The organism is Desulfobaculum xiamenense, from assembly GCF_011927665.1.
GTDB lineage: Bacteria > Desulfobacterota > Desulfovibrionia > Desulfovibrionales > Desulfovibrionaceae > Desulfobaculum > Desulfobaculum xiamenense.
This window is the reverse complement of the sequence record NZ_JAATJA010000004.1, coordinates 54,140-80,283: the sequence shown is the minus strand read 5'-3', so window position 1 is coordinate 80,283 and position 26,144 is coordinate 54,140. Positions and strand designations below refer to the sequence as shown.

Sequence of the window (26,144 nt, the reverse complement as noted above, 5' to 3'; positions counted from 1 at the left end):
TCAGTCCCCCTCCACCGGCATCATCGGCGTGGAGCAGCGCGAGCACAGGCCGATCTCGCGGATGCGCCCGGCCTTCTGCAATTCGCGGTAACGGGTCATGACCTCGCCGGTCCACGCCTCCTCAAGGCTCATGGACGAGAGGTTGCCGAGCACCACCTCGTCCGCGTCGTCCAAATGGCAGAACTTGATGCCGCCGTCGTGCGTGACGGCGAGGCGCTGCCACGGCTTCTCGCACACGAAGTCCTCGCGGTAGGCCACGCGGTGGCGGTAGCGATCCTCCTCGTCCCACTGGTAGTAGTTGATGTATTCGAGGAAACCCATGCCATCGACCACGTCGCGCCACATGTCGATCATGGCCTCGCGCTCGTGGGCATTCTCGCGCATGAGCACCATGTTGATGCGTATGAAGGGCGTGATGGACCCGGCCTGCCGCTTAAGCCGCGCCGCCGTGCGGATGTTCGCCACCACGCGGTCGTAGCTGGAGCCGACGCGAAGCGCCTCGTAGTGCGCCTTGTCCGGCGAATCGAAGGACACGATGAGCTTGGTCAGCCCCGCGTCCATGAGCCGCTGCGCCATGGGCTCGTCGAGGAACAGGCCCGAGGTGTGCAGCATGATGTCGAGGATGCCGCTCTCGCGGGCGTAGGTCACCATGCGCACGAGGTCCGGATGCAACAGCGGCTCGCCGCTGGCGTTGAGGTTCACGGCGTAGAGTCCCTTCTGCGCGCCCTCGTCGATGGCGGCGGCGTAGACGTCGAAGGGCATGGTGAAGGCGGGCGGCAGGGTGCCGCGTCGCGCCATCTGCGTGCGCGGACAGAAGGTGCAGCGCAGCGTGCAGGTGTTGGTGAGGTCGAAATCGAGGTGCATGGGAAAGGGCCGCAGCTCGCGGGCGGCGCTGTAGCGCTGCCAGTCGTGGCGGTAGGCCATGAACGCGGGCCCCATGTCCCGCTCCCATGTCTCGTTGAAGTCGAGGAACTGGCAGCAGACGTTGACGTCGCGCTCCGCCTTGCTCGTCAGCCGGTGGGGGGACTCGGGCATGTCGTCTCCTCCCGCCCCGGCGCGTCGGCGGCGTTGTGCCGCAGGATGTCCAGCGTCGCGGGGCCGTGGTTGAACAGCGCATCAAGGACGGACATTCCCGGCTCGAAACCCGGGAAGGCCTGCGTGTAGGGGGAGCTTTCGTAGCGCACGGCGCGCACAGCCACCCCCGCGGCGTCGAAAAGGGCCATGTCCATGTAGTCCGGCCCGGAAACGCCGCACACGTAGTCCGTGGCGTTCAAATGGAGACAGATGTCGAGCAGAAGTCCGGTGGAGTGCGAGTCGAAATGGGGCAGGGCCGAGGCCCGCACCATGCGCCCGCCCATGCCCAGATAGTTCCGCACGAAGTCGATGAGCGCGATGTTCAGGTCCGCCAGACGGACGTGTCCGGCTTCGACGATAGCACGGACGGATGGAAAAATCTCGTCATGGAACGGAGTTCCGCAATAGTTGTGCGCGATGGCCCCGAGGTACTTGCGCCGCCACGTCGCATCGCCGCAGATGTCCACATCCGCGATGCGCTGGGTGAAGCGCCCACGGCTGACCACGGGCACCGTGACCCACTGCCAGCCCTCGCGGGTGCGGATGCGGTTGCGATTCTCGAAGTAGCGCTTCTTGTACTGCACGGTGTCGAAGAGCACCGTCACCGCGCACAGGTCCATCTTGTGGAAGAAGCCAAGCCACGGCGCGTGCTCGGGCTGCTGAATGGACACGCTTAGGCCCATGGCGCGCCCTCCCGCGCACGGGCCACCACCAGCGTGAGCGGCACCGGCCCCGCGTGCCACGAGAATTCCGCATAGATGGCCCGCATGCGTTCGAGGTCCTCGGGCGTATCCACTGTGACCCGCAGCCCCGGCATGCGCACCTCGCGCGGAACGCTCATGATGCGCGTGGCGAAAAGCCCCGGATTGCGAAACACGTACTCGTTGACGTGCTCGCGGTCCTCGGGCAGGCGCGCCTCGCGGCCTATGCGCTCAAGAGTTTCCATGGAGTAGACCTCCACCCCCGCGCCATCGGGAATGCCGCTGCCGGACTCGTTGCGGTTGGACGCGTAGTCCAGTCCCTCGGCCTCGTGCATGGCCAGAACGTCCGTGGCCAGCGTGAAGCACACCAGCGGATTGTCGCAGGTGGCGCGCATCACGCGCGAAAGGCCATAGGCCGCAGCCGCGCCCCGGATGCGTTCGAGCACGTCGTCCTCCGGCCCGCGAAAGACCTCCGCGCATAGGCGCTGCGCCGCATCGGCCAGCACGTCGTTCTCCGGCGTGTCCGGAACGGCGACCACGATGACCGCCACGCCGCGCACCAGCCGCAGCCGGTCGAGCACCCGCGCCAGAAGCGACCTACCGCCCAGATCGGCCAGCACCTTTCCCGGCAGGCGCGAGGAGCCCATGCGCGCCTGAAGCACGATGCCCGCCCGCTCAATCATTCACGCCCCCCGCAAAGCCCGACCAACGCGGACACGATGCGCGACGCACCGCGCCCGTCCACGGCCTGCCTGCCGCGCTCCCCGGCCTGCGCCAGCCACGTCCCGTCGTCGAGGACGTCCTCCAGAATGCGGGCCGCGTCCACGGGCGCGGTGTCCTGCCCACGTCCGAAACACCGCGCGAAGCCTGCGGCCTCGGCCGCCTCGCCGCGCTCGCGCTCGTGCGGGTCCTCCCAGAACACCACAGAAGGCGCACCACAGCAGGCGGCCTCGAACAGCGTGTTCCCTCCGGCCGAAATCACGAGGTCCGCCTCGAAAAACCGTTCCCACATGTCCGGCACGTCGGTGAGCACTTCACTATTGAGGTCGCTCTCGGCGAGGAGCCTGTCGAGGGACGCGGCGTAGGTGAAGCCCGGCCCGCACACGAAACGCGCCACGCCCACCAATTCCGGGCGTTCGGCATGCACGAGGCCAAGCGCACGCGCCATGACCAGCGTGGCCCCGGTGCGGTCCACCCCGCCCATGGTCACCAGCACCCGCCGCGCCTGCGGCATGGGCGCGCGTGCCCGCTCGTGCACCTCGGCATATTCGGGGCGCACAGGAAGATACGACAGGCCAGAGAGCACAGCGCGGTAACCATCGGGCAGACGGTGCCACGCGCGCACCGGCGCGGGATTGACCATGACCATCGCCTCGGGCCGCCCCTCCCCGAACTCCTCCAACGCGCAGGTCAGATACCCGGCCCGCGCAAGCGGCGCAAAATCGAACTCCTCGGGACGGCGCACATCCACCACGGCGATGTCCGGACCCTCGCCGCCCATGGCCGCGAGGGTTTCCTCGTCGGCGTCATAGGCGTTGGCGGCGTCCCCGAAGCGGCGCATGGTGGCGAGGGCAAGATCGCCAATGCCCAGAAGCCGCGTGGGCATCCCCGCAGCCCGTCCGGCCCCGGCCAGCGCCATGCACGCGAACACGTGCCCAAGCCCGATTTCCCTTCGGCCCTCGGCAATAAGCACAAGCGTCATGGCTCCACCTCCAGCCCAATGTGTTCCGGCCGCAGGGGCGTCTCCGCCGCGATGGGCACGAGGACGCGCCTGCCGAGGGCCGAGCGCCACCACTTGGGGGCAAGGCCCGTGCCGGGGCGGCGCACGTCGAGGATCGTCTCGTCGAGGACATCCCCTGCCGCCACGTCGCGCATGACGATGAGGCTCACCTTGTTGGTGCGCATGTTGCGCTCCTCGGCCGGGGTGGGGCGCTTCACGCCGTCACCGAAGGCTGGCAGCACATGGGCGGCGTAGTCCACCAGCCGCCGAAACTCGGCCTCGTCGGACGACAGGGCGCGATCCGAACCTTCGGCATTGCCCTCGCACCAGTAGTGACGCTCGATCATGTCCGCGCCGAGGGCCACGGCGGCGCGGGCACAATCGATGCCCACGGTGTGGTCCGAGAACCCCGTGGGCAGGCCGAATTCACGCTTCATAGCCACCATGGCCCGTAGGTTCTGCTCCGCCGGATCGGCGGGATAGTTGGACACGCAGTGGAAAAGCAGCAGCCGGTCGTTGCCCCGCGCGAGGATGGCCTCAACGGAATCGCGCACCTCGGCCATGGTGCACATGCCCGTGGACAGAAAGATGGGCTTGCCCGTGTCGGCCACGATTTCGAGGAGCGGAATGTGCGTCGCGAGGTCCGAGCCGATCTTGTAGGCGGGCAGGTCGAGGCGCTCCATGAATTCGAGGTCGCGCACGTGGCTCGGCGCGGAGAAGACCGTCACGCCCCGGCGCTTGCAGTAGTCCACGAGGAAGGCCTGCACCTCTGGCGGGGTGCGGCTCTCGGCGAAGACCTCGCGTTGCAGGCGCGTGCCCACCGAGGGCATGTCGAAGCGGTTCGCGCGCGTGGTGATGGTCTCCGGATCGAGGGTCTGGAACTTCACGGCGTCGGCCCCGGCGCGCATGGCCGAATCCACGATGCGCGCGGCCTCCTCCTCGCCAGCGAAATTCCCGGCCACCTCGGCCATGAAATACACCCGCCGTCCGGTGCCGATGTCCGTTCCGTCAAGGGTTACCGTCGCCGCCATGTCCATCCTCCCTGTCCGTGCCATCAAGCCGCGTGGTGGACACGCGTAGCGCGGGGCGCACGGCCCCGGCCACCCTGCGGCTCACGGCGATGTTGGCTGGAGCGAAGCCCTGATACGACACGCCAAAATCGAGAGCGCGACGCACGGGCAGATGATGCACCCCATGCGCCATGACGTTGACCGTGACGAAGAAGCGCCGTTCGCCGAAGAGCCGCGCGGGAAGCCGCAGCGTGGTCCGGTACGTGCCCCGCCCAAGGGCCGTCCCCGCGTCCGGCGGCAGGAAGTCCGTACTGTCCGCCGCCACCAGCGGCACGTCGCCCTCGTCGGTCAGTTGCAGGATCACGCGGACGTCGTGCAGATCGCGCAGGCACTGGTAGTCCACGGCCACGGTGACCTCCTCGTCGGAGCGGAAATCCCGCCGGGGTGTTCCCGCATCGTCGCACACCGCCACCCGCAGCACGCGAAGCGCGGCCGGGCCGGGGCGGTATTCGTCCACGCGCGATGCCAGCGCAGGGCCGTCGAGCACGGCGGCGTCACTCGGCGCATGGCCGAGGTAGCGGTCCACAGCCGCGTCCGGCGCGCCGTCGAAGCCCACGCGCCCGTCCTCCAGCACGATGCAGCGCGTGCACAGGCTGCGGATGGACGCCATGTTGTGACTCACGAAAAGCACCGTGCGCCCCTGCCCGGCCACATCACCCATGCGGCCAAGGCACTTCTTCTGAAAGGCTGCGTCGCCCACGGCCAGCACCTCGTCCACGAGCATGATTTCCGGATCCAGATGCGCGGCCACGGCAAAGGCCAGCTTCACGTACATGCCCGAGGAGTAGCGCTTGACCGGGGTGTCCATGAACGCCCCGACCTCCGAGAACTCCTCAATGGCCGCGAAGCGGCTCACGGTCTGGGCACGGGTCATGCCGAGGATGGCACCATTGAGAAACACGTTCTCGCGTCCGGTCAGCTCGGGGTGGAAGCCGGTGCCGATCTCCAAAAGCCCGGCCACGCGCCCCTTGAGCCGCGCCTCGCCCGCAGTGGGCAGGGTGATGCGGTTGAGAATCTTGAGCAGCGTGGACTTGCCCGCGCCGTTGCGCCCGATGACGCCCACCACCTCGCCGCGCCGCACGTCGAGGTCCACATCGCGAAGCGCCCACACGTGCCCACGCGAGAGCGCCGGCCCATCCACGCCCAGCGGGGCGTTGGGATCCTCGCGCCCACGAACCCGCGCCCACCAGCTCTGGAGATCACGCCCGAGCCAGCCGGTTCCGGCCATGCCCAGCCGGTAGCGCTTGGACAGCCCGCGAACGCGGATCGCCGTCTCGCCCATGCGCTCCCTCCCCTACACCGTATCCATGAAGGTCTTCTCCACCCGCCCGAACAGCGCCAGCCCGCAAAACAGCACGGCGACGGAGATTCCCACGGCCACGGCCAGCATATTCCAATCGAAGGTGCCGCTGCCCAGCCACGCCACGCGAAAGGCCTCCACCACCACGGCCATGGGATTGAGGGCGGCGATGCCCCGCCAGCGCTCGAGCAGGGCCGAAAGCGGATAGATGATCGGGGTGGCGTACATGAAGAGCTGCACGCCGAAGGAGACGAGAAAGCGCAGGTCGCGGTAGCGCACGGTAAGCGAGCAGACCACGAGGCCAAGCCCCACGCCGAGGCAGGCCATGACCGGCACGAGAAAAAGCGTCAGTGGGGCGGCAGGTCCCGGCAGAGGCAGCTCGCCACGCCACGCGTACCAGCCGAGGAAGGCGAGCAGGAACCCGAACTGCAACAGGAAGGAGAACAGCGCGGAGATGGTCACGGACACCGGCACGGCGAGCCTCGGGAACCACACCTTGCCGAAGATGGCCGTATTGGCCACGAAGGTATTGGACGTGCGCGTCAGGCACTCCGCGAAGTAGCGCCAGACCACCACCCCGCACAGGTAGAACGGCAGGCGCGGCAACCCGTCCGTGGACAGCCCTGCCACCCCGCCGAAGATCACCGCGTAGACCACGGTCAGAAGCAGCGGCTGGATGACGAACCATGCCGGTCCGAGCACCGTCTGCTTGTACTGGGACACGAAGTCCCGCCGCACGAAGAGCACAACAAGGTCGCGGTAGCGCCACAACTCCGCGAGGTCCAGACCAAACCATCCGGCCCTCGGCGTGATGACCGTGGTCCACTCGCCCTGCGCATCGGGCACCCGGCGTGCGGCGTTCGCGTCGCTCATGCGTCCTCCGCCGCGCCGTCCCCGTCCCCACGCCTCACAGCCACGAAGGCATAGTTCGCGGGCAGGCCAGCGTATTCGTCGGCGTACATGCGCACCCCCTGAAAATAGCGGACGCCCAGAAGCTCCAGCCCGTGCGCGTCCATGAGCGCACGCATGCGCGTCGCGCTCACTGCACGGGGAAATTCCGTCTCGCGCCCGAACCACCACCAGAGGAGCGTGGCGGCAAGCCCCTTCACGCCGTAGCGCATCTTGGCCGCACTGCGGTGGCGCAGCCCTTCGAGGCAGTACATGACGAACCAGCCAATACCGTTGGCAGTGAGGCACAGCCTGCCTCCGGGCGTAAGCACCCGCGCCATCTCGGCCATGGCCTCGCGCTGGCGGGTGAACATGAACACCCCGGCGCAGTGCACGCGGTCGAAATGCGCATCAGGAAACGGCAGGCTCTCGGCCACCGCGTCCTGCACCCGGATGCGCGAGGCCTCGGCGGGATGCGCGGCGATGGTGACAAGGCTCGCCTCGCGAAAGCGCCGCCCCGGCTCCACGCCCACCACCTCGGCGGCGTCGCGGGCGTAGGCCAGAAGCCACTGTCCGTCTCCCGAACCGACCTCCAGCACCCGACCGCCCGGCGCGGGCATGCCGAGGCGCTCCAGATGCTCCCGCCAGTGCTCCACCCCGCGCGCAAAGATGACCTCACGCCCGGTCTCCCACGTGGTGTCCGTCTCCTCGCGTCCACCGCGCGGCCACACGAGGCCAAGCCCCCGCGCCAACACCCACGCCAGCGCGTCCGCCGCGCCCACGGCCAGCGCATAGGACAGGCCGCGTCCGCGCAGCAGGCCATGGCGCACCCGCACGGAGAGCCCGCGCCACGCCCGCACGGGCAGGGACGGCCGCGGACGCTCCACCTCGCCGTAGCGCGCGTCGAAGCCCTCCCACCAGCGAAAGGCGTTCAGCGGATGCAACACCACATGCGCCACGTCGCCGGGGCGCAGGGTCCGTAGCCGGGCGATGGGCCACGCGGGCCAAAGCGTCCAGCCGCTGCCGCCGGGATAGCCGAAATAGTCGATGAGCCACAGCTCACAGGGCGGAAGCGGACCGGACGGCGTGTCGCGCACGTAGCCGCCGCCCGCGCCGTCGTGGTAGTCCAGCCCTAGCGCCCCCGGAGCGATGCCGGAGTAGAGATCGCGGTTGGAGCGTCCAAGGCGGTCGATACCCGGATGCCCGTGGGCCACCACGCCGCGCACGCGGCGTCCCGCCTCGGCGGACAGACGGTCGATGTCGGCCCGAAGCTGGGCCAGTCCATCCTCTCCGCGCGTTAGCTGGGCATGGAGATGATCCGAATGCACGCCCACCTCAAAGCCCATACCCGCCACCTCGGCCGCCACCCCGCTGCCCCACAGCGCGTAGTGACGCACCGGGTCCGTGAGAAAGAAGAACGTCGCCCCAAGGCCGCGCGCCTTCAGTTCCCGAGCCAGCGGCACCGCGAACTGAAAGCCGCCCGGGTCCACGTCCACGCGCAGGGCCACGCTCACCCGCCCGGCCTCACCGCGTCCCACCCGGTCCACAAGGAACTCGCCAAGGCCCGCCACGGCGTAGCGCGAGGCCTCGGCCAGCTCGTCGAACACGGCCCGGTAGGCCTTGGTCAGCCCCGGCAACGCGGGTGCGTCGCCCTGCGGGCGCACCACGTTGCCCTCGCGCACCACGCTTCGGGCCTGCTGCACCAGTCCTCCGGCACGGGTCATGCGTCCTCCCCGGATTTGACAAAACGTCCCTCCTGCGCGGCAACGCGCAGCATCCACGCCAGCCGCGCGGGCTTTCCGGCAAGCCCTAGCGCGTCCATGCCGCAGGTCTCCACCAGCCCGCGGATCCTCGCGGCAAGGGCCTCGCGCGCAAGCCCGGCTCCACAGGGCCTGCCCGTTGCGGCCGGGGAAAACAGCCACTCGGCGGGCACGTCGCCCATGGCCACCCGCAGCACGCGCCGGGCCACGGCCTCGGGCAGGCGAAAGGTCTCGGCATGGCGCAGGGCGCGCTCGGCGGCGATGGTGCGCGCCCGAGGCGAGGTCAGAAGCTCGAAAAGGACATCCTCCACCTCGGCAGGCCGCACGTAGACCGAGGTCGGAGCCACGCGCTCCGGCATCCAGCGCGAGGCCTCGGCGGCGAACTCCCCGCCAACCACGCAGGGCACGCCAGCCAGCGCGGCCTCGGTGGCGAAACCGGGCATCGGCGTGTCGGACCACAGCTGATCCACGGCCACATCCGCACGAGCCAGCGCAGCGAGCACCTCGGCGTGGGGCACACCGGACAGCTCGCGGTAGTCGAAATCGACGCCTCGCCCACGCAGGCGCTCCACCATCTCGCGGATGCGCACGGTGCCCTTGCCCTGCGGAGCCGAGGGGCAATGCAGCAGCACAGGACGGGTGCCATCCGCAACGCGACATGGCCGTTCACGGTCGTCCGCCGGAATGCCCACCCGGAAGACATTGACGAGATCACAAGAAAAAAACTGCGAAAACGCAGGATTGCAGATCACGGCATGGGCGCTTCGCTCCATGGCCGCGCAGGCGCGGGCCGTGCGGCGGCTGGCGCGGGCCAACGCCTGGGGCGAGGCCGCCAACGCGAAGCCGTCGAGATAGGGCGGGCGCACGTCGCTGCCGTGGCACATGCAGACCACCCTACGGCCGAGGCGGCGCAGAATCCGCCAATCCACGCGGCTACCCAGCGGGCAGAAGGACGAACCGAAGGACATGACGAACACGTCGTGCGTGGCCGCCGCCCAGACAAAGGACAGCGCCAGAAGCCCGCGCACCATGGCCTCCACCACGGCCCGCCACGCCCGCGCCGCGCTCGCCTCCCGCAGGCGCGCCAACCGCGCGAAGGCGCGGGTCAGCGGATGCCTACGCCCGGCGAAGCCGTACGGCTCGGGATAGACCTCCACCACCGTAGGCCGATGCCCGAGGCGCGAGACACCTTCGGCCAGCGCCCCGGCATAGCCTGCGATGTTGCGCAGACCGATGAACACCCGTAGCGGCGCAGAGCCGTCCGCCGGGCCTCTCATCCCGCCAACCATGACGACTCCCGCGCCAAGGCATCGAGTTTCGCCTCGTCCAAACGCGGCGCATCGGCAACCAGGCACCCACGATCGCTGCGCAGGCCGGAAAAAAGCGCAGGCGCGGCGAGCCGCGCGAAGCCGTTGCACTCCAGCGCTCCGGTCAGCGCGTCCCCAAGCTCCGCCGCGACCATGGCCTCGCAGATGTTGCCGATGTCCGTGGACACGCCGTTGCCAAGCGTCACCGCAAGGCCCGCCCCCACCGCCCGCCGCGCGAGGTCAACGCAGGCCTGCGGACCGGGATGCTTGCACAGCTTGAGCTTGACCGCCGCAGCGCCGACGCGTGCGGCGCGGTCCACGTCCTCCTCGGCGTAGATCGGTTCGTCGAGCATGATCGGCACCCGCGTCGATGCGCACAGCATCGCGGTGCCCTCCCAGTCCTCGCGGGCAAGGGGCTGCTCCAGCCAGCGCAGTTCCTCGCTCGCGCCACCGTTCACGGCCTCGCAGAAGGTTTGCGCCTCGGCACGCGTATAGGCCTGATTGGCGTCGAAGCGCACCATCGCGCCGACATCGGCGGCCCGTTCCAACGCAAGAAGCGCCGCCGCCACATCCGAGGCGAGATCGCGTCCGATCTTCATCTTGAATTCCGTGAATCCCTCGGACAGCGCATCCTCCATCGCGCACAGGACCGCACTTCCTCCGTCCGCCGGATCAAGCGGAAAAACCAGCGGCACGCGCAGGATAGCCGCACACCGCCCGGCCAAGTCCGGAAATTCCAACGCCGACGCCACGGCCGACACGGCAAGCGGCCCCCTCGCGGCCTGTCCGACAGCGCCGCTCAAGGCGTCCCGCGCCGTGTGGCCGACCAGCCCCGCGCACAGCCCGCGCACGGCGTCGCGCACCTCGTCGAGCGTCCCGCCGCCATAGCCCGGTAGCGGCACGGCCTCGCCCACGCCACAGCGCCCGTCCTCGAACACCACGCCGACCCATACGCTGTCCACGTGCGACAGCGTGGCGAAGGACAGCCGATACGGCTGGCGCAAAGCGCGACGCACCACGCCGCAGCGTACGGACACAATGCGCGCGCTCATGCATCGCCCCCGGCAAGCCGCGTGCGGGCGAGGGTCCGCAAGCGCTCGCAACGCTCCTCCACCGCCCGCCTACGCGCGTCCATCTCGGCCTTGCCATTGGCTGCGGACGGCAGCACATACCCCACGGGATTGTAGCTGACGACGCCCTCCAGCCGCGATGCAACGGCAAGACGCGCCGCGCCCGTCAGCCGCGCCCGGCGCACCACGCAGGTGAACCATCGCGCCAGCACATCGGCCCCTGACTCGGTAAGCTCCCCCTGCCGCAGCATGACCGTCACCGGACGCCCCACCACCATGTGGTGCCGAATGAGCGAGGTGATGGCCCGCACATGCAGATTCTCGTCCGCCCCCGGCTCCACAAGCGCCATGGGCGCAAGCAGGGTGTCCGACAGCGCGTAGTCGCCCCGGCGCAGGTAGCGCGTGCGCTCCATGAACACCTGATAGGCGCTGTGAACCACGCTCTGTTCGCGCGCGGAAACCATCACCGGCACCAGCGCGTCGTGATCGAGAAGCCTGCGGTGAAGGTCCGAAAAGTCGTCGCGCCCGGCGAGGGCACAGCGGTAGTCCTCGTCCGGGCCGATAGTGCTCGGGCACACGTCGCAGGCGCGGCAACGCATGAGGCGCATCCCCGTCACGTCGATGATCTCGGACTCGACCTCGTCGGCGAAGGCTTCGGCCAGCCCCCGCGCGGCCTCCAGCCCGCGCCCGCGCGCATCCTGCAGGATGACGAAGGCGACGCGCACTGGCCCTGCGATGTGCCCGCCAACCTCCATGCCCATGAGTAGCCGCGCCAGCCTGCGCCCCGTGCCCATGGCCGTATCCAAACCGTAGTCGTCCTCGCACGCGGAGCCGACCATTCCGGCGCGCACCGTGCCGCCATACTGGGCCGTCGTCTCGGAATCGTTGCCCACGGCCAGAAGCCCGAGGGACACCATGTCCAGCACCTGATAGACCAGCGCCGTCTCCTGCCCGCCGTTGCGCTTGGCACCCACGGCGATGCCGCCGTACAGGCACCCGGCGAGCGCCTCGCGCAGGTAGTCGTCCTCGCGAAGAAGCGTCACCAATTCCTGCACAAGGCTCCCCCGGTCGCCGAAATACACGGGGCCGGACACCAGCAGCGCATCCGCCGCCAGCAGATCGGCCTTAAGCGCGTCCATGTCCTGCCGTGTGCCATCGGGCCGAAAGTGCCACGCCAGCGACCGAAAGCCCACGTCCACGCCCATCCCTGCGCCCACGTCGGCAGCGGCCCACAATCCGGCGGCCAGCGCGGCCTCGGAATTGCTCACCCCCCGCGCGCCAGCCGTGCGCAACGCCTCGCGCAGCCCGTCAGGAACCGTTCCCGTCGAGGCGTCGCCCGGTGCGGACAGTCCGCGCAGCCACACCGCCATCGCCTCGCGGTCCGACAACAGGGGCAACTCGGCGACGAGTAGCGCCGCCTGTTCCGGCGTCAGCGCCCCACGCAGACTTCCCGCCAATCCCAGAATCCTCATGGGCACTCCTCTAGGCAAAGGGATCGACCAGCGCGTCCTCCCGCACCACCACCGGCGCGTAGGCGCAGGTCACCGTCAAGAGCTCGTAGGCGTCAAAGCGTGGCGGCACGTCCTCCCCGCCAAGCATCCGAAACAGCAGCTCGAAATAGTTCTCCCCGGCGGGAATGCAGACCAGCGCCGAGGAATTGGAAAAGCGCGGATTGATCTCGGTGACGGCAAGCCCGCCGGCGTCGTCGCGCCAGACCTGAAAATTCCCCGGTCCGTCGTAGTGCAACGCGCTCACGATGGTCTCGGTCATGGTCTTGATGCGCGGATCACAGGGGATGGTGGTGCCGCGCGTGATGCCGCCACCGGCTCCGAAGCCCCGCCGGTGCAGGGTCACCAACCGCCGCAGGCTGCCCGCGCGGGCGAAGAAATCCACGTTGATCTCCATGCGCCCCTCAAGGTGCTCCTGCACGAGGTAGTCCCCCTCGCGCCCGGCACAGCGCGTGCGCTGCGCCGCGAGGTCCTGCGGCCCGGCAAGCCGCGCAAAGAAGTACCACGGCGAGTTCTTCATCCCGGCGTGACGCGGCTTGAGGCAGGCCGGATACGTCGCGCCATGGCCGTCCGGCGGCAACTCGTCGAGGCGCACGGTATGCGGAACCGGAACGCCAAGGCCTTCGAGCATGGTGTGGCTCGCCCACTTGTCCATGCACAGGTCGATGGTCGCGTCCGGCACGGCCACCAGCGCCGCGCCAAGCGCAGCGAAGCGCTCCCGGCATCCGGCAAGGCCCACGAGGTCGAGGTCCGCCAGCGGGAGGACATGGGAGATGCGCTCGCGCCGGATGATGCGCTCCAGCGCGGCGATGTAGGCGGGATCGGCCGAGCGCGGCACGCGGTAGCACACGTCGGCGGAGACGACTCCCGGCGCGGTGAAGTCCACCTCGGTGGTGACCAGCCGCGTCACCTGCGGACAACGCCGCACGGCATCAAGAAGGATGTTTCGGCGTCCTGCGGTGGGAACGAGTACGCGCATCGCGGCTCCTTCCGGCGGCTGGTTCCGCGCGGGGCGAATTGGTTATCAGGCCATATGGGGCAAGGCTTCCCGGACTGCGGCCCGGCACAATTCAGCGTAGGTTTCGGCGCCTCTTCGCCACGAGAAATCCCTTGCCGCGCGCTGGCGTGCAGCCTGTCCCATGCAAAGGCGCAGCCCCCGGTCGGCAGCGAGGACGTCGACACACCGGGCAAGGCCCATAGCGTCGCCAGCGTCGCACAGAAATCCCGTCTCGCCATCGACGACGACCTCGTCCGTACCCGTTGCGCGCACGGCCACCACGGGGAGCCCGCTGGCCATGGCTTCGAGAACCGTGTTCGGCATGCCCTCCCCGCTCGACGGAAAGAGAAAGACATCCGTCGCACGGTAGGCGTCCGGCATGGCCTCGCGCCCAAGCCAGCCGCGAAAGCGCACCCGGCCATCGAACCCTGCGGCGTCGAAGGCCGTCCGCAACCGCGCACGCTCGGGACCGTCGCCCACGATGTCGAGAATCCACGGCAGACCGTCGAGCCGCGCAAGGACGGACGGCAGGATGCCCAAGCCCTTCTCCGCGCCGAGCCGTCCCGCGTAGAGAAGACGCAGCGCGGTGCCCTCGTCGGTCGAAACGGCGGGCGGCGCGAAGACCTCGCAGGACACGCCATTGGGCACCACATGCACGTCAAGCTCTGGTGCGCTACGCCGCGCCAGCGCGGCCAGCCCGTGACTCGGTGCCACCACCGCCGCGGCAGAGCGCCACAGCCTCACGAGTGCCGGTCGCAACAACCGATGCGCCGTGGCGAGCTGCGCGGGCTGATGCCCCGGCACGTCGCCCCCGCGCAGGGACACGACATAGGGCACTCCACGTAGCGCACGCAGGACCGCAGCCACAGGACCGGCCGGAAACCCGAAGAACGCCACGGCAACGTCGGGGCGCTCCAGCCCCACCAGCGCCCGCAGGCCCGCCGACAGGGCGAAAGTCGCCATCTCCGGCGGCGAAGAGCGGTCCATGCGCCGCCGCAGGACCGGAACGCGGACCACGGCGTAGCCGTCGCGCTCCTCCCGCGCGGGCTGGCCCCGGAAGCGCCCGGTGAGCACGGTAACGGCGTCCCCGCCCCGCGCCATCTCACGGGCGAGGTTGGCCGTGGCGTTTGCGCCGCCGCCCCCCACCGGGGGCAGCTCGTGGCTGATCAGCAGGATTCTCACGATGAAGCGTTCTCCAGACTGCCCGGCGTCAGCGCCCGCAACCGCGACGCGGCAATGGCGTCCCACGGGTCCAGATGCAGGGCTATGCGGTACATGCTCGCGCTACGGCCCAGATCGCCCGTGTGCTCGTACACCGCGCCAAGGGCCACGGCGGCAGCCGGCTCATCCGGATACATTCTGCGCACGCCGCTCAGTAGCACGGCGGCCTCGCGCCCGCGACCGACGGCAAGCATGGCCTCCGCCCTGTTGAGGCTGGCGCACATGGCGTGCCACTGACCGAAATCCGTCCCCGGACGCAACGCGGGCCGCGCCAGCGTGCCGCAGGGGTCGAGCAGATGCCCGTAGTCCGTACCGGAAAGGGCCGCGCGAATCTCATCGGCATTGTCCACCAACTCCGCGAGGGGACGCGCCGCACTGCTGCGCAGGGTCGTACGCGGCGGCCGCTCCCCGACCTCGATACCGAGAAAGGCGCACACCTCCCGCAGGGGCTTCGGATTCATGCTTCCGGCGTCGGAACGCCCGCACACGGCGCGCTCAAGTGTCAATTCGTGGCACTCGAAACGCCGGGACAGGGTCTCCCGCCACTCCCCGATCTCCCTGATGCGTCCGGCAAGGGCGTCGCACAGGCCCTGCGCCCGCAGGCGCACCCGCTCCGGCGGCTGGGGGCCATCGCCATGCGCCCTGCCACCATGGGCCACGCGCTCGCGGCTGCGCACCGAGGAGACGAGCGTCTCCAGCACGTTCTCCCGCACGAGGTGCACAACCTTCACCCCGCGCCGCTCAAGGGCGTCGAGCAGGCCGGGCACAAGGGGAATCTGGTCGTACTTGAGGCAAAAACCAACGGCGGATGCGCTCTCCGCACGGGAGTAGAATCCGTCGAGATAGGCGTCGATGACCTCGGCGAAGCGCGGCGGCGCAAGGCAGCGTTCGTCGGCGCGGATCATGCCTGCCCAGTAGCGGTAGAAATTCTCCGGAGAATGCATGCCAAGGCCCAAAAAGACCTCCGGCCCCACGCTCGCCCCAGGCAGGGCGTCCAGAATGGATGCGACGAAGGCGCTTCCGGAGCGCTGAGTGGAGACGAGAACGAATTCAGTCGGCGAGGACGAAGCGTGTGTCATGCGGCAGCCTCCGTTGCGATTTTGCGCCGCGCCTCCCGGCGCAGCAGCATCCACCCCGCAAGAACCACCACGGCTTGCAGGGCCATCGACAGTTCCGGGGGAGCGGGCCGCTGCACCCCCTGATGCACGACCTCGAAGGCCGCGAGCCATTTCCAACGAATCCCGATGACGAGGGCCAGATGCAAAAGGTCCGGCAGCACGCCGAAGGCGGCGCCAACGGCGATGCGTAGGCGCACCGCCCCCTCGGCACGGCGGCAGGCCACAGTCACGAGGACGAGGGCCAGAAGGCTATCGCCAAGCACCACGGCCGACTGGGCGGGATTGATGAACCACGGTTCCCAGCTCGGCACGCAGTCCACGAGCAGATGCAGGGCGAAACCAAGCGCCGCCGCGACGGCCACGCTCCCCGAACGTGCCCCGGCCACGGCCCCGCACAGGGCATGCGGAGAGGCCATCATGCGCGCCACCTCGGACGTTCACCTTCAGCGCATTCGCAACGCCGACGGCCCCGCCCCGGCCACACGCTCCCGCAACTCACCCTTTCCCGCGCCACTGCGCGCTCGGCGGTTTTTCCCGCCATATCGCCTCCCAACGGCCCGATGTCGATTCCCCGACGCCGCGACGGACCATCACGCGACGCCGACGGTCTTCATGCAACTCTACACAAAAGCGCATGTTTTTCACAACGCAGCCAGACTCTTTCGCAGCTAAAACACTTGGGCAACGCCCGTAATGCCTGCCATGCACGCAATTCTGCACGTTCCATGCCGCGCCATGCATGCAGACACCATCAAACGTCATCTGTGGACCATCACGAATCCATGCGTGCCACCATCACCACGTGGCCCAGCCGTCAAGCATCTCCCGAATGCGGTCCTCGTGCGCGTCGAAGATCACCCGCGACTGCTCGCGGATCACCTGCCGAACCTCATGGGGACGCGGCAGCACGGGCAGGGCCAATCCGTCGAGCACCGAGGCATCCACGCACTCCACCTCCATGGTCTTGTCCATGTCCATGGTCAGGCCGTCCAGCGGGGCGTCCATGACGAACTCCTTGCGTAGCATATCCGGATCGAGGCTCTTGATGAACCGACGCGTCTCCGAGGGCGGGGCCTCGGTGTTGAGGCGCGTAATCTTTGTGTTGAGCCGCTCCACCCAGTTGCGCATCTGGAGCATGTAAGCCTTGACGAGCTTGCGTCCGGTGCCCTTGGGATCGTCGTAGAACCGACCGTTGTGAAACTCGTCGATACGGTCCTGCAATCCCGCGTAGACGAGGTGCACGATCTTCTCGTAGGCGCCGTGGCGGGTGAGCGTCAGCGGGCGCTTGATCCAGCGTTCGAGGAACTTCTCGGGCATCGTGCGTTCAGGACGCAAGAGCCGCCCCGGATTCTCCACGCCAATGGCCGCATAGAACGCCCCCACGTACTCCGGCGCCATGAGCAATTCGTTGAACACGGACGCCCGCTCCAACACGCGCTCGTGCACGCCGCGCAGCTCCTCCAGCTTCTGCGCGAAGGCCTCCTTCTCCACCTCGATCTGCCGCCGGGTGCCAAAGAAAGTCGCCGCCGCCTCGACCATGGCCTCCTGCATCAGATCATCCGTCAGATAATTCAGAATCTTGGTCATCCTGCCTCCCTTGTCCTACGACGCCGTGCCGGGCGTCGATCACGGTTTGCCGCCATCGTATCGCAGTGCACGAAACGGTACAAGGAATCCGCGATGATGCACGCCTTGCTCGATGCATTCCCACCGCGCCACCCGGAGCACGGCATCCACACGGCGCGGGCCAGAGCGCCAAACACGCCATACAGCGTGCCGTCACCGCATCGCCACAGTCGCCACCACCGCATGACATGCGTCGCGCAATGCGCCGCCATGCTTGCGCTTCCCCCCGATTCGCGTATTTTTGGTGGAATGGAGCATTTTATTTTTCTACCCATAAAAATCTAAAGCCCGAAGCCGGGAGGCCCCAATGGTCGAACGCGTCATGCACGCCAACCGGATACTGGCCATCATCGTCCGCGCCGGGCACGAGGCCGAGGGTATCGAATTCTTCACGCCGGACAGCTTCTCCCAGCAGTTGGCCGCCATGCGCCGCCCGGCCGGGCACGTCATCGAACCACACGTGCACAACCCCGTCCCGCGCGAGGTCCACCTCACGCAGGAAGTGCTGTTTGTGAAGCGCGGGCGCATGCGGGTGGACTTCTACGACGACGAGCGCGTCTACCGGGAAAGCCGCATCCTCGCCACGGGAGACGTGATCCTGCTGGCCGAGGGCGGACACGGCTTCCACATGCTCGAAGAGACCGTGCTCATCGAGGTGAAGCAGGGTCCCTACGCCGGCGAGGAAGACAAGACGCGCTACGCGGGCATAGCGCCAAACGAGGCGATCCTTCGCGATCCCGACCCCTGTTCCTGAACGGAGGCGGCATGGACGACTTCATTCCCGTCAGCACCCCTGTCTTCGAGGGGCGCGAGCGCGAGCTTCTGGCCCAATGCATCGAAACGGGCTGGATTTCCTCCGAGGGGCCGTTCGTCGAGGCCCTTGAGCGCGGCATGGCCAAGCGCACGGGACGCGCGCACGGCGTGGCCATGTCCAGCGGCTCGTGCGCCCTTCAGGCCGCCGTGGGCGCGCTGAACCTGCACCCCGGCGACGAGGTCATCATCCCCTCCTTCACCATCATCTCCTGCGCGGCCGCCGTCATCCGCAGCGGGGCCACCCCCGTAGCCGTGGACTGCGACCCGCGCACCTGGTGCATGGACGTGGACCTCGTCCGACAGGCCGTGACCCCCCGCACCCGCGCCGTGATGCCCGTGCACATCTATGGGCTGACCGTAGACATGACGCGCCTCGACGTCCTCACGGCAGAATACGGTCTCGCCATGGTGGAGGACGCCGCCGAGGCCCACGGCCAACAGTGCGACAGCCACCCCTGCGGGGGCTTCGGAACCATGAGCGTGTTCAGCTTCTACCCCAACAAGCTCATCACCACCGGCGAGGGTGGCATGGTCCTCACCGACGACGAGGCGCTGGCCATGCGCCTTCGCTCCATGCGCAATCTGTGCTTCGAGCCGCAGCGGCGCTTCGTGCACGACGAACTGGGCTGGAACTGGCGCATGTCCAACGTGCAGGCGGCCATCGGAGTGGCGCAGCTGGACCTGCTCGACACCTTCGTGGAACGCAAGCGCACCATGGGCCGACGCTACGACGCCCTCTTGGCCGACATCCCGGGCCTCGAACGTCCGCTCCCATCCACGCCCTTCGCCGACAACGCATACTGGGTCTACGGCGTGGTCCTCGCCGACGAGGTCCCCCTCGACGCGGTGCAGGCCATGCGCCGCCTCGCGGAGCGCGGCATCGGCACGCGCCCGTTCTTCTGGCCCATGCACGAGCAGCCGGTGTTCCGGCGCATGGGCCTATTCGCCGACACGCACTGCCCCGTGTCCGAACGCATCGCCCGCCGGGGCTTCTACATCCCAAGCGGCCTCGGCCTCACCGAGGAGCAGCAGGAACGCGTGGCCGCCGCACTGCGGGAGGTGCTGGTCCATGCATGACGAGAACAGGACGACTCACGACGTCTTCGATGATTACGCGAAGTATTACGATTTGTTATACGACGACAAGCCATACGCAGAGGAAGCGGCCTTTGCCGCGCGCCTCGTCACCGCCCACTGCCCGAACGCGCGCGAGGTACTGGAGCTCGGCTGCGGCAGCGGACGGCATGCGGAGCATCTGGCTCGGGCGGGATTTTCGGTATGCGGGGTGGAGCGTAGCCCCGCAATGCTCGACGCCGCACGCGCCCGCAGGGCGACCCTCGACGCGGCCACCGCCGCACGCATCGACCTGCGCGAGGGCGACATCCTCGACCTTGACCTCGGACACCGCTTCGACGCCGTGGTCTCGCTGTTCCACGTCATGAGCTACATGACGACCAACGCAGACCTGCGCGCAGCCTTCGGCGCGGCCGCCCGCCATTTGCGTCCGGGTGGCGTCTTCGTGTTCGACTGCTGGTATGGTCCCTGCGTGCTGGCAGAGCCCCCGCGCGAAGCGCGGCGCACGGCGCAGGCGGATGGAATCCGCCTCGAACGCATGACGCGGCCGGAACTGGACGTGCGCGCCAACGCGGTGTCTGTGCATTTCGAGCTGACCGTGGACCGCGAGGACGAGCCGCCGCGCACCATCCGCGAGACGCACCGCATGCGCTATCTGTTCTCGCCCGAGGTGGAAGGATTCATGGAGGAAGCGGGCCTCGCGCTGGCCGAAAGCGGAGAGTGGATGACCGGACGCGCTGCGGACCGCGACACCTTCGGCGTGTACTTCGTGGGGGTGCTCCGAGGATGAGGGACAGGATATGCATCGTCTCCCCACATCCGAACCCCGAGCTGAACCCGACCATCGTCAATCTCATCCGCGAACTGTCGGGACGCTTCGCCGGGGTGGACGTGCTGTGCCCGCAGGGTGACTTCGCCGCGACGCTCTCCGGCGGATCACTCCAGCTACAGGAGCGGGCCTCCGCGATGAACCCAGCCGCCCCCGTGCGGCCCGGCCTGCGCGGCAAAATCGCCAACGCCGTGCTGCGGCGCATCCGCCCGCACCTCTTCGCGCGGGGGGAACACGCGGCCGTCATCGGGGTGGACCCGCGCGGCATCGCCATGGCCCACAGGCTGAACCGCGTGGCCCGTCTGCCGCTGGCCTACGCGTCCTTCGAGATCATGTTCGAGGAAGAATTGACGGCCGCAGAGCAGGCCATGCACGCGGCCGAACGCGAGGCCTGCGCCCACGTGGACCTCGCCCTCGTGCAGGATTCGCGACGAGCCGAGGCGCTGGAGCGCGAAACCGGCCTTGCGCGTGAGCGAATGGTGCTGGTCCCCAATGCTCCGGCCCCGGAACCCATACCGGAATCGCGCTGGCTGCGGGACCGCCTCGGGCTTCGCGACGACAGGCGCATCGTGCTCCACGCGGGGACCCCGGCGGGCTGGAGCGGGCTACACCTGTGGCCGGACATGCTGGCCACATGGCCCGAGCGCTTCGCGCTGGTGGTGCACTGCCGCGCGGACATCGGCCCGCGCACGCGCGCGCATCTGGCGCGGCTCGGCCGGGGGGGACGGCTATACGTAACCCACGGCCCGCTACCCGCCGCGTCGCTAGCGTCACTCTTCGCCTCGGCGGACTTCGGGTTGGCCTCGTACATGCCCGTACCGGACGACTGGACCAGCGGGCTGAACGTGTACCATCTGGGCCTCTCGTCGGGAAAGGTGGGCTGGTACGCCATGTGCGGACTGCCCATGCTGGCGGGCAACCTGCCCGTGTTCCGCCGGGAGTTCGAGCGCTTCGGTTGCGGAGCCGTCTACGAGCGCGCCGCGCAGACCGGCGAACTGCTCGACGCGCTGGACCGCGACTACGACTTTCATAGTCTGGAAGCCCGACGCTTCTACGACCAGCGCCTCGACCCCTCGGACGGCATCGAACGCTTCTGCGCCCGGATCGAGGAACTCTGCCACCCGGAGAAAAGACCATGACCGCGCCCCTCATCTCCGCCGTGCTCGGCTCGTACAACCGCCGCCGCTTCCTCGCGCGGACGGTGGAGAGCCTGCGCCGCGAGCTGTCCGGATTCGCGCACGAGATCATCGTTGTGGACGGCGGCTCCACCGACGGCGCACTGCGCTGGCTGACCCGCCAGCGCGACGTGCTGACCATCATCCAGCACAACCGGGGAACATGGCGCGGCGTCCAACTGCCGCGACGCTCGTGGGGCTATTTCATGAACCTCGGCTTCCGCTGCGCCTCGGGCCGCCACGTGCTCATGGTCAGCGACGACTGCCTTCTCGTTCCGGGCGGCGTTCCCGCCGCACTGGCCCGCTTCGAGGCGCTCGAAGCCGAGGGCCGCCGCATCGGGGCCATGGCCTTCTACTGGCGCGACACCTTCCGCCGCCGCGAATACGTGGTGGGGCTGACCTTCGGACGCCACATCTTCGTGAACCACGGGCTGTTCCAGCGCGACGCCCTCGCGGACGTCGGCTACTGCGACGAGGAGCACTACGCCTTCTACCACGCCGACGGAGACCTGTGCCTGCGCATGCGTGAACGTGGCTGGGAGGTCACAGACGCGCCGGATTCCTATGTGGAGCACTTCCCCCACGCCACGCGGGAGGTCCGCCGCGACAACCTCGCCCGCGCCCATGCGGACTGGGACGCCTACCGCACGCGCTGGGCGCATCTCCTCGAAAACGACCCCTTCGAGGGCGGGGCGCTGATCAAGGCCTTCGACGATCCGCATCGCACAGCCCTGCGCTTCCCACCGTACGACGTCGCCTCGCTCGTCCTGCGGCGAGCCGCCTCCCGCATGCGCAAGGCCTTCGACCGGGGAGCGCGCCACCATGCGTGATTTCCTGCGAAATCTGCGCGACGCCGCCCTCACCCTCGCCGGGTCGGCGGACTCCGGGGCGCGCTTTCGCACCCTGCAACGGCGCATCCACCCGGAGACGCTACGCTCGCACGACGCCATCCTCGACTGGGCCGCCGAACGCGCGCGCAACGCGGACGACACCGCACAGCCCACGAACGATCCCATCACCATCGAAGGCGCACACCTGCTGCGCGACACCCTCGCGCAATTCTCCGGGTGTCTCTCCGGCACTCGGCTACGGGTGCTGGTGCACGTCCCCCCGGCAACGCTGTCCCCGGCGGGGCACTCCGCCTATTCGAACCTCGCCCGGAGCCTCGATGTTCTCGGCGTGCCCACTCGCATACAGGGCTGGGACGACACGCCGGACGCCATCGCGGACTTCCGGCCCACGGTGCTCGTCACCGCCGACCACGCGGCCTATCTTGACCGCATCCACTGGCCCACGGTGGACACCTGCGCGCGCGAGCACCCGGTCCTCGTCGGGCTGACCGCCGCCCCAGAGGGACAGGCCGACGCGCCGCTCGCCGCGCGCATCGAACGCGCCAAACGCATCGGCGCAAGTTTCCTCTACGCATGGCACGCGCCGCAGGCGCTGGAACAGCCGCAATACGACGCTCTACGCGAAACGGGCCTGCCGCTCGTCTCCGTGGAATTCGGCGCCAACGTCCTCGCCTACCATCCCGAGCCCGGCATCGCGCGGGACATCGACTTCGCGCTTCTGGCCTCGTCCAACCGCTCCAAGTGGGAGCGCTACGTGACGTGGCTCGCGCCCATCCTGCGCGGGCACGTCGGTTTCGTGGACGGCCCCGGCTGGCGGCATGCCCGGCGCTGCCTCATGACCGACGCGCCGCAGGCCGCGCAACGCCACGTCTACGCCCGCGCCCGCGTGGGCCTGAATTTGCACATTGAATCGCAACTGGCCGCACCCACAGAACTCAACGAGCGCACCTACATCCTCGCAGCCTGCGGCGTGCCGCAACTCGTGGACGCTCCAGCGCTCCTGCACAGCCGATTCGACCCGAACACCCTCTACGTGGCCACCTCCCCCGCCGAATACGAGGCCATGTTCAATCGCATCCTCAAACGGCCAGAGGAGGCCCGCGAACGTGCGCTAAACGCCATGCGCAACGTCTTCGCCCGCCACACCACACTGCACCGCGCCCTCGATTTCGCCCGCGCCCTCGAATCGCTCCGCGCCGTGGGGCCGAACGGAGGTCGAAAATGAGAGCGCTGCGACGTCTACGAAACGCCCTGCGCAAGCGCGCGGTCACAGCGCTCTTCACCGCCGTCAACCGCCCGGGCGGATTGAATCACCTCGTCAGCCGCCCAACCCGGCACTGGCTCATGCGCAACTTCGACGACCTGCACGGCACGATCCGACTGGACGATCCACGCGGCGCGGACCTCATGCGCCTGTATATGCTCGCCTTCAACGTGGAGCGTCTGCTTGCCGAGGCCATCCCCGGAGCCTTCGCGGAACTCGGCGTCTACAGGGGCGTCACGGCGCGGCTGCTGCGCCAGTTGGCCCCGCAGCGCACCCTGTATCTCTTCGACACCTTCGAAGGACTCCCCGCGCAGGACGCGCAGGGCGACCCTACAGGGCTCGGGGCCGGGGAATGCGCCAACACGTCCATGGACCTCGTGCTCGCGCGCGTTGGGCGCGAGGGGGTGGTCTGCTGCCCCGGCCACTTTCCCGAAACCGCAGCGGCCGTGCCGGACGGCGAGCGCTTCGCCCTCGTCCATCTGGATTGCGACCTGCTGCCGCCCACCCGTGCTGGCCTCGAATTCTTTTATCCGCGCATGTCGCCGGGGGGCCTGATCATCGTGCACGACTACGCGGGCACCCGCTGGCCCGGCGTCCGACAGGCGGTTGACGAATTCCTCGCCACCCGCCCCGAATCGCCCGTACTCATGCCGGATTCGTCCTGCTCCGCCATCATCGCCATCTGCGGGACGACGCGCGAGATTACGGAGGACCGGCCATGACCGCCCCGCTGGAAGAGGTCCGCACATGCGAGCTGTGCGGCGACACCCGCCAGCGCATCTTCGAGGTCTACGAGCGCTTCGGGGAGCACTTCCCCCTCGTGGAATGCGAGGGTTGCGGGCTGGGCTACCTGAACCGCCGACCGACCGAGGCGGCCATGCCCGAGTGGTACGACCGCGCCTACGGCACCCGCCACCGCGACTGGTGCCCAAACCCGCTTCGCGAGGTAAAATTCCGCATGGTCCGCGCCCTGTTGCGTCTGCGCCAGCGCGGCGGACCGGGGCGGCTCGCGGCCCTGCCGCTGGAGCGCAGATGGCAGCGCATGCTGGCGCGAAACCACATGCAGGGCACCGCACCATTCGCCCGCATCCTCGACGTGGGTTGCGGCCATGGGGCATGGCTGGCGGGCATGCGCCGCTTCGGCTTCGACTGCCACGGCGTGGACACCGCCGCCGAAAGCGCCGAGGCCGCCCGCACCGCCGGACTCGCCGCACACCATGGCAGCCTCGAATCCGCCGCCTATCCGGACGGGCACTTCGCCGTGGTGCGCTTCCATCATGTGCTGGAGCACCTGCACCACCCCGTGCGCGCGCTGACCGAGGCGGCCCGCATCCTCGCCCCCGGCGGGCGCTGCGTGGTCACGGTGCCCAACCACGCGGGCGTGGCGCGGCAGGTCTTCCGCCATAGCGAGGACGTGCCCTACCACCTCTACGCCTTCACGCCAGATACGCTCGGACAGGCCATGGACCGCGCAGGGTTGCGCAGGCTCACGCTGCACACCGAAACGCCGCATCCGCACAGCATCTATTCCTATCTCGCGCTGCGGGCGGTAGAGTGGCTCAACGACGCACCAGAGGCGACCAGACGCGCCGCCGAGGAGTTCTGGTCCGTCGCCAACGAGGATCGCGTCCGGGAATTTCGCGCCACCATGGAATTCTTCGACGCCATCGGCCGGGGAACGCAAATCGTGGCCGTGGGAGAACGCCCATGACGAAACGCCGAGACGACGACATCCGCCCCGCCCCGCAGGACCTGCACGACCGCATCGGGAGCATCGAACCCATGCGCATGGTCGGCGACCTCGACGAGACGACCGATGCCGCGCCGCCCACGCTGTCGGTCATCGTGCCCATCCTGAACGAGGCGGAAAACATCCCCATCCTGCATGCGGAACTGCGCGAGGTCCTCTCGGGCATCGACCAGTCCCACGAGATCATCTTTGTGGACGACGGCAGCACCGACGGCAGCGACCGCGCCCTCGCCGCCGCCGTGGATGCGGACCCACACGTGCGCGTCATCGAATTTCGCCGCAACTACGGGCAGACCGCCGCACTGAGCGCGGGCTTCAAGCTGTGCCGGGGCGAGATCGTCGTCACCCTCGATGGCGACCTCCAGAACGATCCGCGCGACATCCCGCGCCTGCTCGACACAATGGCCGAGGGGCACGACCTCGTGAACGGTTGGCGCGTCAACCGCTGCGATGCGGCCCTCTCCCGCCGCCTGCCCTCGTGGTTGGCCAACCGCATCATCAACAAGCTCATCGAGGGCACCGGTGTGCAGCTCCACGACTTTGGCTGCACGCTCAAGGCCTACAAGCGCGGCATCGTCAAAAACATCCGCCTCTATGGCGAGATGCACCGCTTCATCCCGGTGTTCGCGGCGTGGCTTGGGGTGTCCGTGGCCGAAATACCCGTCAACCACCGCCCCCGCACGCACGGCGAGGCGAAATACGGCCTCTCGCGCGTGATGCGCGTCATCCTCGACCTCATCGTGGTGCGTTTCTTCGCGGACTATTCCACGCGGCCCATCCAGTTCTTCGGGCGCATCGCCGCGCTGACCACCGGGGCGGGGCTTGCGGGAGTGGCCGGTCTATGGCTCCTTCGGGTCTTCGCAGGGCTTCCCGTCTCCCTCGGGGCGCTGTTCATCCTCGCCGCGCTGGCGTGCATCTCCGGGCTTCAGATCGTGTTCATGGGACTCACGGGCGAACTGCTCGTGCGCTCGTACTTCGAGGGCCAGCACAAGGACCAGTTCGTGGTCCGGCGGGTGATGGGGGGCTAG

General features: G+C 68.7%; 25 protein-coding genes. 9 read left to right on the top strand and 16 right to left on the bottom strand.

The window, feature by feature from the left end:
• The 16 genes from GGQ74_RS14385 to GGQ74_RS14310 all read right to left on the bottom strand — a co-directional run bounded on the left by GGQ74_RS14385 (position 1) and on the right by GGQ74_RS14310 (position 17,321).
• On the bottom strand, positions 1 to 1,035 hold the full coding sequence (locus GGQ74_RS14385; protein ID WP_167942292.1) for a radical SAM/SPASM domain-containing protein: 1,035 nt from the start codon (positions 1,033 to 1,035) through the stop codon (positions 1 to 3).
• Positions 1,011 to 1,757 (bottom strand): WbqC family protein, encoded by a 747-nt coding sequence (locus tag GGQ74_RS14380; RefSeq protein ID WP_167942291.1) that lies wholly within the window; start codon positions 1,755 to 1,757, stop codon positions 1,011 to 1,013. The genes GGQ74_RS14385 and GGQ74_RS14380 overlap by 25 nt, the downstream gene beginning before the upstream one ends.
• Positions 1,748 to 2,458, bottom strand: a complete 711-nt coding sequence (locus GGQ74_RS14375) for a cytidylyltransferase domain-containing protein (protein WP_167942290.1) — start codon at positions 2,456 to 2,458, stop codon at positions 1,748 to 1,750. The genes GGQ74_RS14380 and GGQ74_RS14375 overlap by 10 nt, the downstream gene beginning before the upstream one ends.
• Entirely contained in the window at positions 2,455 to 3,477 is a 1,023-nt protein-coding gene (locus GGQ74_RS14370; protein ID WP_167942289.1) for a hypothetical protein, read from the bottom strand. The genes GGQ74_RS14375 and GGQ74_RS14370 overlap by 4 nt, the downstream gene beginning before the upstream one ends.
• Positions 3,474 to 4,526: an N-acetylneuraminate synthase family protein gene (locus tag GGQ74_RS14365; RefSeq protein ID WP_167942288.1), complete on the bottom strand. Its 1,053-nt coding sequence runs from the start codon at positions 4,524 to 4,526 to the stop codon at positions 3,474 to 3,476. The genes GGQ74_RS14370 and GGQ74_RS14365 overlap by 4 nt, the downstream gene beginning before the upstream one ends.
• Complete coding sequence (locus tag GGQ74_RS14360) at positions 4,504 to 5,847, bottom strand: ABC transporter ATP-binding protein (RefSeq protein ID WP_167942287.1); 1,344 nt, start codon at positions 5,845 to 5,847, stop codon at positions 4,504 to 4,506. The genes GGQ74_RS14365 and GGQ74_RS14360 overlap by 23 nt, the downstream gene beginning before the upstream one ends.
• A gap of 12 nt (positions 5,848 to 5,859) precedes the next feature.
• Positions 5,860 to 6,738, bottom strand: coding sequence for an ABC transporter permease (locus GGQ74_RS14355; protein ID WP_167942286.1), 879 nt, complete (start codon positions 6,736 to 6,738; stop codon positions 5,860 to 5,862).
• A complete protein-coding gene (locus tag GGQ74_RS14350) occupies positions 6,735 to 8,477 on the bottom strand; it encodes a methyltransferase domain-containing protein (RefSeq protein WP_167942285.1) in 1,743 nt (580 codons plus the stop codon). The genes GGQ74_RS14355 and GGQ74_RS14350 overlap by 4 nt, the downstream gene beginning before the upstream one ends.
• The gene (locus GGQ74_RS14345; RefSeq protein ID WP_167942284.1) at positions 8,474 to 9,802 is read right to left on the bottom strand and encodes a glycosyltransferase; all 1,329 of its coding nucleotides are present in this window, start codon (positions 9,800 to 9,802) and stop codon (positions 8,474 to 8,476) included. Before GGQ74_RS14345 ends, GGQ74_RS14350 begins: the two co-directional genes overlap by 4 nt.
• Positions 9,787 to 10,872 (bottom strand): mandelate racemase/muconate lactonizing enzyme family protein, encoded by a 1,086-nt coding sequence (locus tag GGQ74_RS14340; protein ID WP_167942283.1) that lies wholly within the window; start codon positions 10,870 to 10,872, stop codon positions 9,787 to 9,789. Before GGQ74_RS14340 ends, GGQ74_RS14345 begins: the two co-directional genes overlap by 16 nt.
• Positions 10,869 to 12,362, bottom strand: a complete 1,494-nt coding sequence (locus GGQ74_RS14335; protein ID WP_167942282.1) for an NADPH-dependent FMN reductase family protein — start codon at positions 12,360 to 12,362, stop codon at positions 10,869 to 10,871. The genes GGQ74_RS14340 and GGQ74_RS14335 overlap by 4 nt, the downstream gene beginning before the upstream one ends.
• Positions 12,363 to 12,372: 10 nt before the next feature.
• Entirely contained in the window at positions 12,373 to 13,377 is a 1,005-nt protein-coding gene (locus tag GGQ74_RS14330) for an ATP-grasp domain-containing protein (RefSeq protein WP_167942281.1), read from the bottom strand.
• A 45-nt stretch (positions 13,378 to 13,422) separates the two neighbouring features.
• A complete protein-coding gene (locus tag GGQ74_RS14325; protein ID WP_342448631.1) occupies positions 13,423 to 14,577 on the bottom strand; it encodes a glycosyltransferase family 4 protein in 1,155 nt (384 codons plus the stop codon).
• The gene (locus tag GGQ74_RS14320; protein WP_167942280.1) at positions 14,574 to 15,695 is read right to left on the bottom strand and encodes a tetratricopeptide repeat protein; all 1,122 of its coding nucleotides are present in this window, start codon (positions 15,693 to 15,695) and stop codon (positions 14,574 to 14,576) included. Before GGQ74_RS14320 ends, GGQ74_RS14325 begins: the two co-directional genes overlap by 4 nt.
• The gene (locus tag GGQ74_RS14315) at positions 15,692 to 16,153 is read right to left on the bottom strand and encodes a hypothetical protein (protein ID WP_167942279.1); all 462 of its coding nucleotides are present in this window, start codon (positions 16,151 to 16,153) and stop codon (positions 15,692 to 15,694) included. The genes GGQ74_RS14320 and GGQ74_RS14315 overlap by 4 nt, the downstream gene beginning before the upstream one ends.
• 376 nt (positions 16,154 to 16,529) lie before the next feature.
• On the bottom strand, positions 16,530 to 17,321 hold the full coding sequence (locus tag GGQ74_RS14310) for a hypothetical protein (RefSeq protein ID WP_167942278.1): 792 nt from the start codon (positions 17,319 to 17,321) through the stop codon (positions 16,530 to 16,532).
• Between the two features lie 346 nt (positions 17,322 to 17,667).
• Here GGQ74_RS14310 and GGQ74_RS14305 point away from each other — a divergent pair, with 346 nt between their 5' ends.
• The 9 genes from GGQ74_RS14305 to GGQ74_RS14265 are packed head-to-tail and all read left to right on the top strand — an operon-like array spanning position 17,668 to position 26,144.
• On the top strand, positions 17,668 to 18,114 hold the full coding sequence (locus GGQ74_RS14305) for a cupin domain-containing protein (protein ID WP_167942277.1): 447 nt from the start codon (positions 17,668 to 17,670) through the stop codon (positions 18,112 to 18,114).
• An 11-nt stretch (positions 18,115 to 18,125) separates the two neighbouring features.
• Positions 18,126 to 19,250, top strand: a complete 1,125-nt coding sequence (locus GGQ74_RS14300; RefSeq protein ID WP_167942276.1) for a DegT/DnrJ/EryC1/StrS family aminotransferase — start codon at positions 18,126 to 18,128, stop codon at positions 19,248 to 19,250.
• Positions 19,243 to 20,037 (top strand): class I SAM-dependent DNA methyltransferase, encoded by a 795-nt coding sequence (locus GGQ74_RS14295; RefSeq protein WP_167942275.1) that lies wholly within the window; start codon positions 19,243 to 19,245, stop codon positions 20,035 to 20,037. Before GGQ74_RS14300 ends, GGQ74_RS14295 begins: the two co-directional genes overlap by 8 nt.
• Positions 20,034 to 21,215: a glycosyltransferase family 4 protein gene (locus GGQ74_RS14290; RefSeq protein ID WP_167942274.1), complete on the top strand. Its 1,182-nt coding sequence runs from the start codon at positions 20,034 to 20,036 to the stop codon at positions 21,213 to 21,215. Before GGQ74_RS14295 ends, GGQ74_RS14290 begins: the two co-directional genes overlap by 4 nt.
• The gene (locus GGQ74_RS14285) at positions 21,212 to 22,081 is read left to right on the top strand and encodes a glycosyltransferase (protein WP_167942273.1); all 870 of its coding nucleotides are present in this window, start codon (positions 21,212 to 21,214) and stop codon (positions 22,079 to 22,081) included. The genes GGQ74_RS14290 and GGQ74_RS14285 overlap by 4 nt, the downstream gene beginning before the upstream one ends.
• Positions 22,074 to 23,327, top strand: a complete 1,254-nt coding sequence (locus GGQ74_RS14280) for a glycosyltransferase family protein (RefSeq protein ID WP_167942272.1) — start codon at positions 22,074 to 22,076, stop codon at positions 23,325 to 23,327. Before GGQ74_RS14285 ends, GGQ74_RS14280 begins: the two co-directional genes overlap by 8 nt.
• The gene (locus tag GGQ74_RS14275) at positions 23,324 to 24,088 is read left to right on the top strand and encodes a TylF/MycF/NovP-related O-methyltransferase (RefSeq protein ID WP_167942271.1); all 765 of its coding nucleotides are present in this window, start codon (positions 23,324 to 23,326) and stop codon (positions 24,086 to 24,088) included. The genes GGQ74_RS14280 and GGQ74_RS14275 overlap by 4 nt, the downstream gene beginning before the upstream one ends.
• Positions 24,085 to 25,077 (top strand): class I SAM-dependent methyltransferase, encoded by a 993-nt coding sequence (locus tag GGQ74_RS14270; protein ID WP_167942270.1) that lies wholly within the window; start codon positions 24,085 to 24,087, stop codon positions 25,075 to 25,077. Before GGQ74_RS14275 ends, GGQ74_RS14270 begins: the two co-directional genes overlap by 4 nt.
• Positions 25,074 to 26,144: a glycosyltransferase family 2 protein gene (locus GGQ74_RS14265; protein ID WP_167942269.1), complete on the top strand. Its 1,071-nt coding sequence runs from the start codon at positions 25,074 to 25,076 to the stop codon at positions 26,142 to 26,144. Before GGQ74_RS14270 ends, GGQ74_RS14265 begins: the two co-directional genes overlap by 4 nt.